Genomic DNA, 14,564 nt, shown 5'->3' with positions numbered 1-14,564 from the left:
TTACTCATTTCTGAGATAGTACAAATATATTATATCAGAGAAATGAGGAAAGAAGATGAAAAAAGTCGTACCGTGCTTATTGTTTGTTGGTTTAATAATGACCGGATGTTCTAATAATGAAGAAAGTACAACTCCCCCAACTGATACAACTTCTCAAACGACTTCTGTTTCTGAAGAACAGAAAGCTGACTTCGAATATGGGAAAATCATTACTGACGAGTTTGAACTTACTTATAAAAATTCTGAAATAGTTAAAAGTCCATCTGAAGATGGCTATGGGTTATATATAACGTATTCATTAAAGAATACTTCAGATAACAATATCACACCTATTGATATTATTAATGATTACGTTTTATTTAAACAAGAGAATGAAACTTCTGAGGTTGATCTCGATAATACCTACTATAGCTTAGATGCATTTGGATCAACAGATGATGTCGAATCATATAATGAGCAAGTTGATAAAGAAAACTCTCGTTCTAATGAACTGTTACCCGATAAAACCGTGGACATAATAGAGACTTACTCTCTGGATAACTTAGATTTCCCAGTTAAAATGATAGCTATGTATGAAGATAAAGAAATAGGTATTTATGAAATTGATTTGACTGAATTAGAAAAGCCTGAAGAAACAAAATCTTTAGCCAATACAAATAATCCCAATGAAGATAGTTCCTATAACGAAAGCTTTTCCGATATGCCAGCAAGCTGGCAAGAAGGTGAAGCTGAGTGGGAAAAAGCAAAGGCTGAAGGCTGGACAGCAGAGGATTGGGAAGAAGCAGTCAGAGCTAGTGAAAACGAAACTTATGTAGTAGGTTCCGGTCAATATGAAGATTCATTTAATGGTAGTCAAGCTGAGCAAACAACATTGCCTGAAGGAACTTCTGAAAATGCAAGACGTATATATAATGAAATAAAAAGTATTCAAGATAGAGAATTAACATCTGGTGAAATTCAAACATTAGAAGCTATCGAACAAGGCTATTACGAGTAAAGAAAAAAACACGCCCCTCCGACCAAAGACAGGCGTGCAAAACAAAATAAACGATAGGCTTATTTAGTCATGCCTATTGTAACAAAGAATTGAGGTACACACAATGTGGAGCGAATCTTTAGGCAACGGAAGATATAAGTTTATAGAAAGATACAAAGATCCCTATACCGAAAAATGGAAAAAGACAAGTACTATTCTAACAAGTGATTCTTCCAGAGCCTGGAAGAATGCACAGAAAATATTAGACAAAAAAATAGAGGAAGCTTTGAGTAATTATGATAAATCTGACATCACTTTCAAGGAGCTTTACGAAGAGTGGTTTGTTTATTATCAACAACATGTAAAAAGAACAAGCTGGACCAAAGTTCCAAAGATGATGAAACATATTCAAAAAGTTATATCTGACGATGTTCTTGTTCGAAATATAGACGAGAATATGATTCGTAATATTACAGAAAAAATGTATACTTTCGGTGACCTATCCTTGAATTATACGAAACAGACCAAGACGACCCTTTCAATCATGTTGAATTATGCAGTTGAGAAAAAGTATATTAAACAAAATCTAGCGCTGAATGTCAAAATTCAAAGAAAAAAAGCTGAAGAAGAAAAAAGAAAAAAAAACATGGATGAAAAATACCTTGATCAAAGCGAAATGACAGAGTTGCTTGTATATATGAGAAAATCTACTAAAAGATTATTGCACGCTAACATTGCAGAATTGTTATATTTAACAGGCCTAAGATACGGAGAGTTACAGGCATTACAAGTAAAGGACTTTGACGGGAGTACTTTGGATATTAACGGCACATTGGACTATTCTTTCTTAAAAATGGCAGATGCTATAAAAACTTCACCTAAAAATATCTATTCTAAAAGAATAGTTTCTTTGCCTAATAGAGCAGTAAAAATTGTTAATGAAATCATAGAACACAACTCTTTAGTATTCGGCTCCCAAAGTAACGAGGATTATATATTTAAATCATCTAGAGGTACTCCGTTGTCTCTCCATAGCTTTAATATGGTATTGCATAGAGTTCAAGACGAACTAAAATGGGATAAAAACTTATCCTCACACATATTCAGACATAGTCATATTTCTTTACTAGCTGAATTGAATCTTCCTTTAAAAACCATAATGGAGAGAGTCGGACATTCCGATGCCAACACGACTTTATCAATTTATAATCACGTGACCAAAAAATCCAAAGAGCAGGTTATCGATCGATTAAACAATTTGTAATTTGCCCCTTTTTTGCCCCTTTTGTATAAAATTGACATTAAACAAACAAAAGAACCCCTATAAATAGAGGTTCTTTTATTATAATTACATCATGCCGCCCATACCCATTGATGGGTCCATTGCAGGAGCTGCTGGCGCTGCTGGTTCTGGTTTGTCGGCAACGACTGCTTCAGTTGTTAACAATAATGCGGCAACAGAAGCTGCGTTTTGTAATGCAGAACGCGTCACTTTCGTTGGGTCAACGATCCCAGCTTCTAGCATGTTTACCCATTCGCCAGTTGCTGCATTGAAACCAACGCCTAAGTCAGCGTTTTTCAATTTGTCGATGATGACTGAACCTTCGTAGCCTGCGTTTTCAGCAATTTGACGAACTGGTTCTTCTAATGCACGTAACACGATTTTGACACCTGTAGCTGCATCGCCATCTGTTTCGATTTCTGCAACTTTGTTGATGACATTGACTAAGGCAGTTCCCCCACCTGAGACCATGCCTTCTTCAACAGCGGCACGTGTTGCATTCAATGCATCTTCAATACGTAATTTCAATTCTTTCAATTCAGTCTCAGTTGGTGCCCCAACTTTGATCACTGCAACTCCACCAGCAAGTTTTGCTAAGCGTTCTTGTAGTTTTTCACGGTCAAAGTCAGAAGTTGTATCAGCGATTTGGTTTTTGATCAATTGAACGCGTGCGTCAATTGCTTCTTTTTCACCAGCACCTTCAACGATCGTTGTGTTGTCTTTATCCACAACCACTTTGCTTGCTTGACCTAAGTTATCGATGGTTGCATCTTTCAACTCAAGACCTAAGTCTTCAGTGATCACTGTACCACCAGTTAAGATCGCAATGTCTTCTAGCATTGCTTTACGACGGTCACCAAATCCTGGTGCTTTCACTGCAACAACGTTGAATGTTCCACGGATTTTGTTCAAGACAAGTGTTGGTAATGCTTCGCCATCAACGTCATCAGCGATGATCAATAATGGTTTTGATTGTTGTAAGATTTGTTCTAACAATGGCAAGATATCTTGGATGTTAGAGATTTTTTTGTCAGTGATCAAGATGTATGGATTTTCTAACGCTGCTTCCATTTTATCGTTGTCAGTTACCATGTATTGTGATAAGTACCCACGATCAAATTGCATTCCTTCCACAACATCTAATTCTGTTTCGATCCCTTTTGATTCTTCAATAGTGATAACACCGTCATTGCCGACTTTTTCCATTGCATCAGCGATGTATTGACCAACTTTTTCACTACCAGAAGAAACAGCACCAACTTGTGCGATTGCTTCTTTTGAATCAACGATTGATGAAATGTTGTGTAGCTCTTCTACAGCCACTTTTGTTGCCATTTCGATCCCACGACGAATACCTAATGGGTTCGCACCAGCGGTGACATTTTTCAATCCTTCACGAACGATTGCTTGTGTCAATAACGTAGCAGTCGTTGTTCCGTCACCAGCGATATCGTTTGTTTTTGAAGCGACTTCAGAAACAAGTTTTGCGCCCATGTTTTCAAAATGATCTTCTAATTCGATTTCTTTAGCGATCGTTACACCGTCATTTGTAATCAATGGTGAACCGTAAGATTTTTCTAAAACCACGTTACGACCTTTAGGACCTAAGGTTACTTTTACTGTATCTGCTAATTTATCTACCCCACGAAGCATTGCTGCGCGTGCGTCTTCTGCAAATTTGATTTCTTTTGCCATGATTTCATCACCTCAAGTATTTTTTATTTTTCTTATTCTACTACTGCAATGATATCTTTTGCAGCAACGATCAAATATTCTGTTCCTTCATATTTCACTTCTGTGCCAGCGTATTTTTCAAACATTACTTGTTCGCCAACGTTGACAGCAACAGGAGCTTTTTCACCGTTTTCGAGCGTGCGTCCTTCGCCGACTGCAATAACGGTACCCGTTTGTGGTTTTTCTTTTGCTGCTGATGCAAGCACGATTCCGCCTACAGTTTTTTCTTCTTCTTTTGCGACTTCGATAATCACACGATCACCTAATGGTCTTAACACGATAAATCCCTCCAATGAATGTTATAGAATTTAGTATTAGCACTCTCTTGTATCGAGTGCTAACTTACAGTTTCAATATTACTCATTTTCCCAAATTTTTGCAAGCCTTTTGCTAAATTTTTTTTGCATTTCTATTTGATTGATAAAAATAGTAGGATTTTTTGTTTCTAGAAGCAACCTAGTCTATAATGAAGCAAAGGAGTGTGAGGAAACAACTATGTCTTTATCAAAATATTCTTTGTCCACGATTCTTACTTACGGCATCGTCTTTTTTCTACCGATCGCCTTCATCCCTAGCGGACATCAAGTGGCCGCAACAACGATTGGTTATTTAGTTGGTGCTGCGATCATGTTTTTCTTGTATTTCAAACAAACGGAACCGTTATCGTTTGAACACAAAAGATCAAAAATTTCATCGATTCTTATTTATGGACTGACAGGTATTATTGCAGCGATCTTGTTGCAAAATCTAGCCATTTTTATCGAATCGCTTTTCGGTGAAGTCAGTGCTTCGCAAAATACCGAAAATATCATTGCTATTGTGCTGCAAAACCCACTGTTCGCCCTCGCGGCAATGGTTGGTGGACCAATTATGGAAGAATTTGTCTTCCGCAGAGCCTTAGTTGGCATCATTGGGAAATACAGCAATGTTTGGGTCGGTGTAGTGGTCAGCGCTGTAGCCTTTGCCTTTGCCCATAATGACAATCATCTCTTAGTCTATATTTTCTTAGGACTGTTCTTTTCTGGGCTTTATGCCTTGACCGGCAGCATTTGGACTTCCATGATTACCCATGTGGGAATGAACACTTTAGTTATTATTATTCAGTTGTTGCTTCATTACGGCTATATCCAAATGCCCTAAAGAAAAAAACGCTACGCAGAAATTTTGCGTAACGTTTTTTTCTTTATACCTTCATGCCATTGGACGCAATCACTTGCTGATACCATGCAAATGAATCTTTCTTCCGACGATCAAGGGTCCCATTTCCTTCATTGTCTTTGTCCACATAGATCACACCATAGCGTTTCTTCATTTCCCCTGTACCAGCAGAAACCAAGTCAATGATGCCCCACGGTGTATAACCCAATAAGTCGACGCCATCATAAGCTACTGCTTCTTTCATCATTTCGATATGGGCTTTCAGGTAATCAATACGGTAGTCATCATGGATCTGTCCATCCTCTTCCACTGTATCTACGGCACCAAAGCCATTTTCTACAATGAAGAGCGGCAATTCGTAGCGTTCGTTGAACCAATTCATGGCGTAGCGTAAGCCCACGGGATCAATCTGCCAGCCCCATTCGGAAGCATCAACATAGGGATTATCCACCAGATCTTGGCTCTCATCATAGTCATAGGTTGGATCATTTTCCTTACCTTTGATCGCAAAAGACATATAGTAACTAAAGCCGATGTAGTCAACACAGCCGTTTGCCAAAATTGCTTCATCTTCAGGGGTGATATCTAAATCAAATTGTTTTCTCTCAAAATAGCTGCGCATATATCTCGGATAGTGTCCACGGGCATGCACATCTGAAAAACAATAGCGGCGCTGCATGGCCACCGTGGCTGCCATCATGTCTTTGGGATTGCAAGAATACGGATAGATTGGACACATCGCGATCATCGATCCGATTTGAAACGCAGGATTGATTGCATGCCCTAGCGCCACCACTTTCGCACTAGCAACGAGTTCGTAATGGGCTGCTTGGTACATGATTTTTTCTCGGTCTTCTCCTTCGGTAAAGAACAGACCGGAATTGGTAAACGGCGCAAAATCTTCTTTGTAGTTTGCTTGATTGTTGATTTCATTGAAAGTCATCCAATACTTCACTTTCTTTTGATAGCGCGTAAAACAAACTTCTGCAAAGCGGACAAACAAATCGATCAACTTACGGTTACGCCAACCTCCGTATTCGGTAACTAAATGATAGGGCATTTCAAAGTGAGAAAGGGTAATAACCGGCTCAATGCCATAGCGTAAACACTCATCGAATAATTGATCATAAAAGGCCAAGCCTTCCTCATTTGGCTCGCGTTCATCACCTTTTGGAAAAATACGGGTCCAGGCAATCGATGTTCGGAAGCACTTCAACCCTAATTCGGCAAAAAGCTTGATGTCTTCAGGATACCGATGATAAAAATCGATCGCTTCATGATTGGGATAACTTTCGCCCGGTTGGATACCTTCCGTGATTCGGCGAGGAATTCCGTTGCCTCCTACAGTCATGACATCAGCGACACTCACGCCTTTTCCGCCCGAACGATAGCCGCCTTCCAATTGATGAGCAGCGACTGCGCCACCCCATAAAAAATCGTTTCTAAGTTTATTCATTTCTTTTCAACCTGCTTCCTTGGTATTAAACGATCTCTGTTTCTTGTTTATAGTTCAAACTATCGACCTTACGAATGAAAGGATAGTAAATAAAGAAGCCGATTGCTAAAACAACAAATTGTAAAATAGCGGTCCGGATGCCCCCTACTAGAAATCCTGAAATGATCGGTGGGGTCGTCCACGGAACTTGCACAGCAGTAAATAACGGTACGATACCGGTATAAAGTGCAAAATACGTGATCACGCCTGAAACCATCGGTGTCAAAATAAATGGTAATACCATGATCGGATTCATGACGATCGGTGTCGCAAAAATAATTGGTTCATTGATATTAAAGAATGCTGGGATCAAGGAGAGACGTCCTAATTGTTTGAACTGCGCTGAACGGGCAAAAGCCACCATATATAGCACGATGCCAATCGTCATTCCTGCGCCAGTTACCGTCATAAATTGATCTAAAAACTGTTGGGTCACGATGTGTCCCCCATTTTCCAATGTCAATGCTTTACCAGATTCAAGAATAGCCGTATTTGCTAATGAATTGGCTTGTAAAATCGGCCCCATGATGCCGCCCACGATCGTCGAACCATGAACCCCGAAGAACCACAAGAATGGTACTAAGAAGCCTAGCATCATTGCACCGCCAAGAGAATCCGTCACACCTTGCATCGGACTTTGAATCACGGTGTAGATCCATTCGACCACGGTTGTCTGAAAGACTTTATCAAAGAAAACATAAATGCCTAATGCGATGGTCGTCAAAACAGCTGCCGGAATCAACGCTGTAAATGAGTTTGCAACATTGGTCGGTACTTGTTCTGGCAGTTTGATCCGGATGTCGCGTTTTAAGAACCAAGTATAGCCCCAACCCACAAAAAGCCCTACTAAGATGGCACTGATCATGCCTTGTCCACCAGTCCATGTTTTATCAATGACATTTGCGATGGTCACATTTGCTTCAGCATCCGTTACACTTGACTCCATAGTTAATAAGAAAATAACTAAACCAATCATTCCTGCAGGGAGTCCTTCGTAACCTTCTGCTTTTACATACGAATAGGCGATACCCATTACGGCGAAAAAAGCCATAATTGCAAAAGAGGCGCCATAGGCTTGGTTGAAGTATTCACCTAAGCCACTATTCGTTACCCAATCCGCAATCGACTGGACGGGAAAGTTTGCTAATAGCAGGAAAATCGATCCTACGATTGAAAAGGGCATCGTATAAAGCATACCGTTTCTTAATGCAGTGATTGCTTTCGTATTAACAAATTTTAATATTGGGGGTAATAATTTCTCATTGATCCATTCGTTCATCTCACATCACTCCTAAAATAAAATTCCATCCACCGGCCAGTGAATTCGCTTACAAATAAATCTTAATGGATAATATTCCCCTTGCCTATAGCTTTTCTAAGTTATGAAACATGTTCCAACAAAAAAAACAGCCGAAGCTGTTTTTTTACGATCGCTTAGATTTGCTTGTAGACTTGATGGGCTAAAAGTTCGATCAGTGTAATCACCGGGACTTGCGTTGTCAGGTTCAAATCGACTTCTTTTCCGCCACTTACGACGGGCATATAATACGATATATTGTAGTCTGCCATTTGGGCGATCGTCGATTTTTCATCATTGGTGATGCTGAGTACTTTTGCTCCATAGCGTTTGAAGTCTTCCGTTTGCTTGATCATTTGAATGGTTTCACCCGACACCGATAAAATGATTGCTAACGTATTTTCCATTCCACGAGACGGTACTGGCAAAAAGGGATCAACGATGCTATAAGCATTAATGCCTAAGTTGGCAAAATAGCGACTGCCATAGGTGCCCAGAATGCCGCTTGTGCCGATACCGGAAAACGCCACATGGCGTGCGGAAAGAATCAATTCTACTGCCGGCTGGATAAACTTACGGTAATCTTCATTATTGACTTTTTTTAAGAATGTATTGACTTGAATCGTTGCATCATAGAAAAGATCAAACGCTCGTGCGTCTTGTTCCTTTTTTTGACAGATTGCATACTTTAACTCTGAATATCCTCGATAGCCCAATTTCGTGATACATCGTAAAATCGTCGACGTTGAGACGTGGCATGCAGCTGACAATTCGCGAATCGTCAGCTGATCGATCTCTTCAAAATGCTGGACAATGTATTTATAAACTGCCATTTCAAGCTCGTTCAAAGTCTTGATTTTTTCTTCATCAAACATCCCACTGCCTCCACCCAACAAATTCATCGCTCTGATGATCGATTAGATCGCAAATAATTCCGTCGCTTTGTCAGGATCGGTATCATAGACTTCAAACGTTTCTCCAACACCTAGATCATGTTCTTTCATGGTGTTGACCATCGTTAAGTGCGCCAACTCTTTCAGGTTGTTTTCTTTACTTAAATGACCAAGATAGACCCGTTTGGTGTTGTCGGTCAAGATATCCGTCATGACAAGTGCGCCATCTTCATTCGATAAGTGACCGCGATCTCCAAGAATCCGCTGCTTGAGACTCCATGGATAAGGACCCATTCGCAACATTTCTAGGTCATGGTTGCTTTCTACAAGGTATGCATCGGCGCCTTTGATGATGCCTCGCACATGATCGCTGCAATAACCGGTATCCGTCAACATCACGAATGATTTGCCGTCTTTATGGAAACGATAAAATTGCGGCGCTGCAGCATCGTGAGAGACGCCAAAGCTTTCAATGTCCAAGTCACCCAAGGTCAGCACTTTTCCCATTTCAAAGATATGTTTTTGCTCGACAGCGACGTTACCGATCATTGGATCCATCGCTTGCCATGTTTTTGTATTCGCATAGACATCAAGTTTGTATTTTCGTGCCAGTACTCCAACACCGTGGATGTGGTCCCGATGTTCGTGGGTCACAAGAATGGCATCCAAGTCTTCTGGTTTGCGCCCTACTTCATCCAATAATGAAGTGATCTTCTTGCCGCTCAAACCGGCATCCACTAAGATCCGCTTTTTATTGCTTTCGATATAGAGCGAATTCCCTGAGCTTCCGCTGGCTAGAATACTTACTTGAAAGGCATTTTCCTTCATCATGGTTTACGTGACTTCCTCTCTGGTTGTTTCAACGAGTTCCATTATACCCGCTTTTTTATGGATTTTCTACCTTTTGAACGGCATTATTCGTGATGATCCGATTGCTAAAGGCATTGACCGTTTCGATTTGGATGGTGTCATCGCCATCTAATTGGAAAGCAATAAACCATGCAGGAATATACACATTTTTTTCCCTAACCTTCAAAATCATCGTATAGGCTAATTCCGTCCAGAGAATTTTCGAGTGACTTGGCAGCTTGTTGTTCAGATAAAGCGTATTTACTGCTTCTTTTTCTGAATAGACCGTCATCTTTTCCCTTAGAGGCGTAATATTGGAGATATGTGTTTGCGTATAACGGGCAATCTGCAGTAGATCATCCGTTTGTTCTAAGGTGATATCGATCCGACTTGAGCTGTCATTGAAAGGAATGCCTTCATACGACTGGACCGCCACCACCGTCGGATGATTGGCGTTCAAGACAGAGAGGTTTTCCAAATAGTCATATTCATCCCCAAACAGGACTTGGTCTTTACGTTGCAAGAAACCATTGACGGTTTCTTCCGTTTGAGAATCATCACTGATATAAAAGCCATTGGTTGAGACATGGATCAACTGCTGCCCTTTGACCGTCGACCCTCTTTTGAACTGAGTATTGAGTTGCGGATTTCGTAGTTCTGCCTCAAAATCCGTCTGTTCACCGCTCAAATAATAGCCACTCAAGACCTCGTCTGATAATTCACCAGAATACCGAATGTCCTCAGAATCGAGTCGTTGTTCGATAGGAATCGTTTGGTTTGATTGTGAAACCATCTGATGCTCGCTGCGAGCCTCACTATAAACATTGAATAAAAAGACATTCAGACCAAGAAAAGCGAGGAAAAAAATCCATTCGATTCGTTTAAAATCCAATTAATTCTCCTCCGTTTCTGCTAATTTTGTCATTAATGCATCATAGCTAATCCAAGACGAGTCATAATTGACATACCAAGCAGGTGTCAAATCAACCAGTGGTGCATCTTTGATCTCCCCCCATTGATAGCCGACGATGATCTGTTGCAACAACGCTGGGTCAGCCCCTGCCGCAATCAAATCATTTTTGACTGACAAACTAGAAGGCAATTCAATCTCCGTTTCAGAAGGAATCGGCACTTGGATCGCATTCAAGCTGGCAGAAATCGTCATTTCACGACTGCCGGTCTGACCACTTTCTGAAAAAGCGACACTGATCACCCCCTGGCCGCCAGTACTAAAGACTGGATAGCCTTCGACGAAAACCCGATAATCCAAGTGTTTGTCTTGTTGATCAAAATAGCGGATCGTCCCAAAGTTATTGCCTAGACGAATAATGTAATCCGCACTCAACATTGCCAGATCCATTTCATCGGAACCGTCTGTGGTGGTTTCAAACTTGACTTGCTGCTGATCTTGCAAGACAGTCATGTTTTGCCCACCTTCATAATAGTAGGTATCGACACTTTCGTCGTTGATCTTGACATTTTTAGGATTGCTGAAAAAGGCTTCTCGGAACAAACTCTGAGACTGTGTCGAAGAATAGTAGCTGTATTTTTTTAGCTTGATCGAATCCTGCGTATAGTATTGATTGCTGGATCGTTCTTGATCAGTCCTCATTGCCGTCCATTCCCGAGGATTGTCTGCTAGTAAGTGTTTTACTTGGCTTTTATCCCAGTCGATCTTGCCTCGAACTACTCGTTGATGGGTAAAGTCAACAAATTGGATCGTATTTTCTTCAAGATCAAACTGGATGCGAGAAAACGGAAAATCCTCTGTTTCACTTTCGTCCTCTAAGGACAGTTCTTTATCAAAGGTTTTCTCGTAATCTTTCAAGTAAAACGTCGTATAGTAGTTTAAGGATATTCCTTGATCGACCTCTTGGGCTTTCGAAAAAGCCTGTTCTTCACCATAGGTTCGCAGGGTCAAATCACTGATCGTTGCCTCGTTGATCACCTCTTGGATCTCTCGAATCACCGCTTCAGAGTTGGTTTCTTTGATATCCTCTTCGTCATTCCATGTCAGATATAGGGGCAAAAACAAATCACTTTTTTGTTTGTAGGTTTGAACCGAAGGATTGACGCCAGTATCTGTTTCGGTGCTGGCATTGTTGAACCCGGTCGGATTTAGCCAAATCATATAGGAGAAATAAAAACTCAAGGCGATCATCACGATCAAACCTGCTCGAATGATTTTTTCTGAGATTCTCATACCCACCAATCCTCCTCATACGGTTCATAAGGCAACATGATGTAAAATGTTGACCCGCGATTTTCTCGACTTTCCGCCCAAATCGCACCGCCATGAGCTTTGATGACTTCACGTGAGATCGCCAACCCTAAGCCGGTGCCTCCTTGTTGGCGGGCTCGAGCTTTATCGACTCGATAAAAACGATCAAAGATCTTCGTGAGATCTTTTTTCGGAATTCCTAGTCCTTGGTCATTGATGCTAAGGACGATGTTGTTATGAGTCTCCATCAATTTCACCGTAATAATCCCACCATCTGGCGAATATTTGATGGCATTATTCATGATGTTGTCGATCACTTGGATCATTTTGTCCGTATCGACTTCCACCCACAATTCTCGTTTGGTGAACTCCCGACGAATCAAATATTTTTTGCTTTCATTCGTCACCATCATGTCAAAACGATCCAACACGAAATTAACCATTTCATTGAAATTGATGTATTCCAACTGCAGTTGCGAATTGCCGCTATCCATCCGCGACAGACTCAACAGGTCATTGATCATGCGAATCATTCGATCCGTTTCATCCAAAGTCACTTTCAAAAAGTTCGGCGCAATTTCTGGATCTTTCCAAGCACCCTCACTCAGCGCTTCGATGTAACTACGCATACTCGTTAGAGGTGTTCGCAACTCATGGGAAACGTTGGAGACAAATTCTCGCCGTTCCTGCTCATTTTTTTCTTGTTCCGTGACATCGTGCATTACCGCAACTAGACCGGAAATGAACCCGGACTCTCGACGGATCATGGAGAAATCAATGCGCAAGATCAGATTTGTTCCCGTCAAATCATTGCTAGGACGTTCCAAAAGCATGTCTTCAGGATTTTCCAAAAGCTTTCGTAACGTGTATTCTTCATCGATTTCCAATAACGTCAAAATCGACTGCCCGATCGCTTCTTCGTTTGTGACATTCAACAAGGACATCGCCATCTCATTGATGGTAATGACTTTGCCTCGTCGGTCGGTGGCAACAACGCCGTCTGTCATGTGGGATAAGACACTATCCAAGCGATTTCGCTCGGACTCCATCGCCTCTTGAGTCTCTTCGATTCGTTCTCCTAGTTGATTGAAGGTTTCCGCCAATTGTCCCAATTCATCTTTTCCATGAATCGCGACCTTGCGGCTATAATCTCCTTTAGCGATGCGAATCGCTTGTTCCCGCATCTCTCCAATTGGTTGGGTAATCGAACGAGAGACCAATAGTGCCACAATGATCGAAATCACTGCCGCAATCAGCGAGGCGGTAACAAAAATGACCGCCGTCGTACTGACTTCATTGTACTTTGACTCTAGATTGCTCCGTAAATAAAGGGTTCCTAAAACGGTATCCCCAGTCGGTGATTGGATCGACTGGACGATATTGAACACCCGCTGACCGCTGGATTCATCATAAAGGACTTCACTGCGGTTCGTATCGTAATCACGGTAATCATTTTTTTCACCCACCGAGCCACGATCATTGATATTGGTGGTTGCACGAATAATCCCTTGCTCATCCACCACCCGCATCTCCAAAATTTCTGAAGAGTTGGTACTCGTTAAGATTCGATTCAAGGAAGCATTCATGGAATCCCAATCCAATCCGTCATCATTATCCATGCGACTCAATTCAGAGCCTAATGTCACCACTAACGTGCTGGCCCGTGCCTCCATGTCGCGTTTGAAGGCATCGACCGTTGTTCTTTCCAATTCGCGAATAAAATACGCCCCGATAATCTGGATCGCAATCAATAAGATCAAGATAAAAGTCAGGGCGATTTTGAAGTTCACCGATTGAAAAAAGCGAACCTTATTTTTCATAGCTTATTCCTGTTCTGGGTTCCGCAAGTAATAGCCCACTCCGCGACGAGTAACCAAATAGTTTGGATGGCTCGGGCTGTCTTCGATTTTTTCACGCAAACGGCGCACCGTCACGTCAACGGTTCGGACATCACCAAAGTAGTCATAGCCCCAGACAGTTTGCAATAAATGTTCTCGGGTCATCACTTGACCAAGATGTTTTGCCAAGTAGTGCATCAATTCAAACTCCCGGTGCGTCAATTCGATGGCTGCACCATTTTTAGTGACCATGTAGGCATCGGGATGAATCGTTAAATCACCAATCGTTAATTCGCTGTTGGCATTGTCGTCTGCTTCCTTCGCAGCTGCCGAGCCGCGACGCAGATTGGCTTTGACGCGGGCCACCAATTCCCGGTTTGAAAATGGTTTGGTTACATAATCGTCCGCACCAAGCTCAAGGCCTAGTACTTTATCGATTTCAGAATCTTTGGCTGTGACCATGATGATCGGCATGTCATGGGTTTTGCGCACTTCCCGTGCAACTTCCAATCCATCCATTTTTGGTAGCATCAAATCAAGCAAAATCAGATCAGGATCGACCTCGGCTACTTTTTCTAATGCCTCTTCTCCATCATAGGCGGTATATACTTCATATCCTTCTTTGGTTAAATTAAATTTGACGATATCAGAAATTGGTTTCTCATCGTCCACGACTAGGATCTTTTTCAAAAATGTCACCTCAATTTTTTTTGGTTTCTTACTTATTATACATTATTTAAACGGGCTTTTCATCTTTCCCAAAAACCGCGGCCTTATTCTTAAGGAAAGCACAAAAAAAGAAAGGCACGGGGCCTTTCTTT

The 14,564-nt window shown here is 41.4% G+C and carries 13 protein-coding genes; 3 read left to right on the top strand and 10 right to left on the bottom strand.

All coding sequences use genetic code 11. From position 1 onward, the window contains the following. Positions 1-55 precede the first annotated feature (55 nt). Positions 56-997, top strand: a complete 942-nt coding sequence (locus IGJ17_RS04030) for a DUF5067 domain-containing protein (protein WP_429961102.1) — start codon at positions 56-58, stop codon at positions 995-997. 103 nt (positions 998-1,100) lie between these two features. Continuing rightward, positions 1,101-2,240 carry a tyrosine-type recombinase/integrase gene (locus IGJ17_RS04025; RefSeq protein ID WP_429961101.1) on the top strand — a complete coding sequence of 380 codons (1,140 nt, stop codon included), beginning with the start codon at positions 1,101-1,103 and terminating at the stop codon, positions 2,238-2,240. An 84-nt stretch (positions 2,241-2,324) separates the two neighbouring features. Here the strand turns inward: IGJ17_RS04025 and groL are convergent, their stop codons facing one another. Next, positions 2,325-3,953 (bottom strand): chaperonin GroEL, encoded by a 1,629-nt coding sequence (gene groL, locus IGJ17_RS04020; RefSeq protein WP_005237384.1) that lies wholly within the window; start codon positions 3,951-3,953, stop codon positions 2,325-2,327. Between the two features lie 32 nt (positions 3,954-3,985). Further along, complete coding sequence (gene groES, locus IGJ17_RS04015) at positions 3,986-4,270, bottom strand: co-chaperone GroES (protein ID WP_005225291.1); 285 nt, start codon at positions 4,268-4,270, stop codon at positions 3,986-3,988. 217 nt (positions 4,271-4,487) lie between these two features. Between groES and IGJ17_RS04010 the strand changes: the two genes are divergently transcribed. Further along, complete coding sequence (locus tag IGJ17_RS04010; RefSeq protein ID WP_008377239.1) at positions 4,488-5,132, top strand: CPBP family intramembrane glutamic endopeptidase; 645 nt, start codon at positions 4,488-4,490, stop codon at positions 5,130-5,132. Positions 5,133-5,175: 43 nt separating this feature from the next. Here IGJ17_RS04010 and IGJ17_RS04005 read toward each other — a convergent pair whose 3' ends face one another. The 8 genes from IGJ17_RS04005 to yycF all read right to left on the bottom strand — a co-directional run bounded on the left by IGJ17_RS04005 (position 5,176) and on the right by yycF (position 14,433). Continuing rightward, on the bottom strand, positions 5,176-6,606 hold the full coding sequence (locus IGJ17_RS04005) for a 6-phospho-beta-glucosidase (RefSeq protein WP_008377237.1): 1,431 nt from the start codon (positions 6,604-6,606) through the stop codon (positions 5,176-5,178). A gap of 25 nt (positions 6,607-6,631) precedes the next feature. Further along, complete coding sequence (locus IGJ17_RS04000; RefSeq protein WP_005237388.1) at positions 6,632-7,924, bottom strand: PTS sugar transporter subunit IIC; 1,293 nt, start codon at positions 7,922-7,924, stop codon at positions 6,632-6,634. Between the two features lie 155 nt (positions 7,925-8,079). Next, positions 8,080-8,817, bottom strand: a complete 738-nt coding sequence (locus IGJ17_RS03995; protein WP_008377233.1) for a MurR/RpiR family transcriptional regulator — start codon at positions 8,815-8,817, stop codon at positions 8,080-8,082. Between the two features lie 42 nt (positions 8,818-8,859). Further along, positions 8,860-9,666 carry an MBL fold metallo-hydrolase gene (locus tag IGJ17_RS03990; protein WP_005231151.1) on the bottom strand — a complete coding sequence of 269 codons (807 nt, stop codon included), beginning with the start codon at positions 9,664-9,666 and terminating at the stop codon, positions 8,860-8,862. Between the two features lie 55 nt (positions 9,667-9,721). Then, positions 9,722-10,576, bottom strand: coding sequence for a two-component system regulatory protein YycI (locus IGJ17_RS03985; RefSeq protein WP_005237391.1), 855 nt, complete (start codon positions 10,574-10,576; stop codon positions 9,722-9,724). Continuing rightward, a complete protein-coding gene (locus IGJ17_RS03980; RefSeq protein WP_005237392.1) occupies positions 10,577-11,887 on the bottom strand; it encodes a YycH family regulatory protein in 1,311 nt (436 codons plus the stop codon). Further along, a complete protein-coding gene (gene walK / locus IGJ17_RS03975) occupies positions 11,884-13,725 on the bottom strand; it encodes a cell wall metabolism sensor histidine kinase WalK (protein WP_008377228.1) in 1,842 nt (613 codons plus the stop codon). The genes IGJ17_RS03980 and walK overlap by 4 nt, the downstream gene beginning before the upstream one ends. A gap of 3 nt (positions 13,726-13,728) precedes the next feature. Continuing rightward, positions 13,729-14,433, bottom strand: a complete 705-nt coding sequence (gene yycF, locus IGJ17_RS03970) for a response regulator YycF (protein ID WP_010747607.1) — start codon at positions 14,431-14,433, stop codon at positions 13,729-13,731. Positions 14,434-14,564 lie beyond the last annotated feature (131 nt).

Origin of the sequence: Enterococcus sp. DIV1096b, from assembly GCF_050498765.1 — a bacterium.
Classification (GTDB): domain Bacteria; phylum Bacillota; class Bacilli; order Lactobacillales; family Enterococcaceae; genus Enterococcus_D; species Enterococcus_D entomosocium.
This window is presented reverse-complemented; position numbering and strand designations above follow the sequence as displayed.

Bases quoted from the DNA above. Each gene is read 5' to 3' on its own strand.
- IGJ17_RS03980 (WP_005237392.1), bottom strand. From the start codon at position 11,887: ATGAGAATCTCAGAAAAAATCATTCGAGCAGGTTTGATCGTGATGATC.
- IGJ17_RS04000 (WP_005237388.1), bottom strand. From the start codon at position 7,924: ATGAACGAATGGATCAATGAGAAATTATTACCCCCAATATTAAAATTT.
- walK (WP_008377228.1), bottom strand. From the start codon at position 13,725: ATGAAAAATAAGGTTCGCTTTTTTCAATCGGTGAACTTCAAAATCGCC.
- groL (WP_005237384.1), bottom strand. From the start codon at position 3,953: ATGGCAAAAGAAATCAAATTTGCAGAAGACGCACGCGCAGCAATGCTT.
- IGJ17_RS04030 (WP_429961102.1), top strand. From the start codon at position 56: ATGAAAAAAGTCGTACCGTGCTTATTGTTTGTTGGTTTAATAATGACC.
- IGJ17_RS04025 (WP_429961101.1), top strand. From the start codon at position 1,101: ATGTGGAGCGAATCTTTAGGCAACGGAAGATATAAGTTTATAGAAAGA.
- IGJ17_RS03990 (WP_005231151.1), bottom strand. From the start codon at position 9,666: ATGATGAAGGAAAATGCCTTTCAAGTAAGTATTCTAGCCAGCGGAAGC.
- IGJ17_RS04010 (WP_008377239.1), top strand. From the start codon at position 4,488: ATGTCTTTATCAAAATATTCTTTGTCCACGATTCTTACTTACGGCATC.
- IGJ17_RS04005 (WP_008377237.1), bottom strand. From the start codon at position 6,606: ATGAATAAACTTAGAAACGATTTTTTATGGGGTGGCGCAGTCGCTGCT.
- IGJ17_RS03995 (WP_008377233.1), bottom strand. From the start codon at position 8,817: ATGTTTGATGAAGAAAAAATCAAGACTTTGAACGAGCTTGAAATGGCA.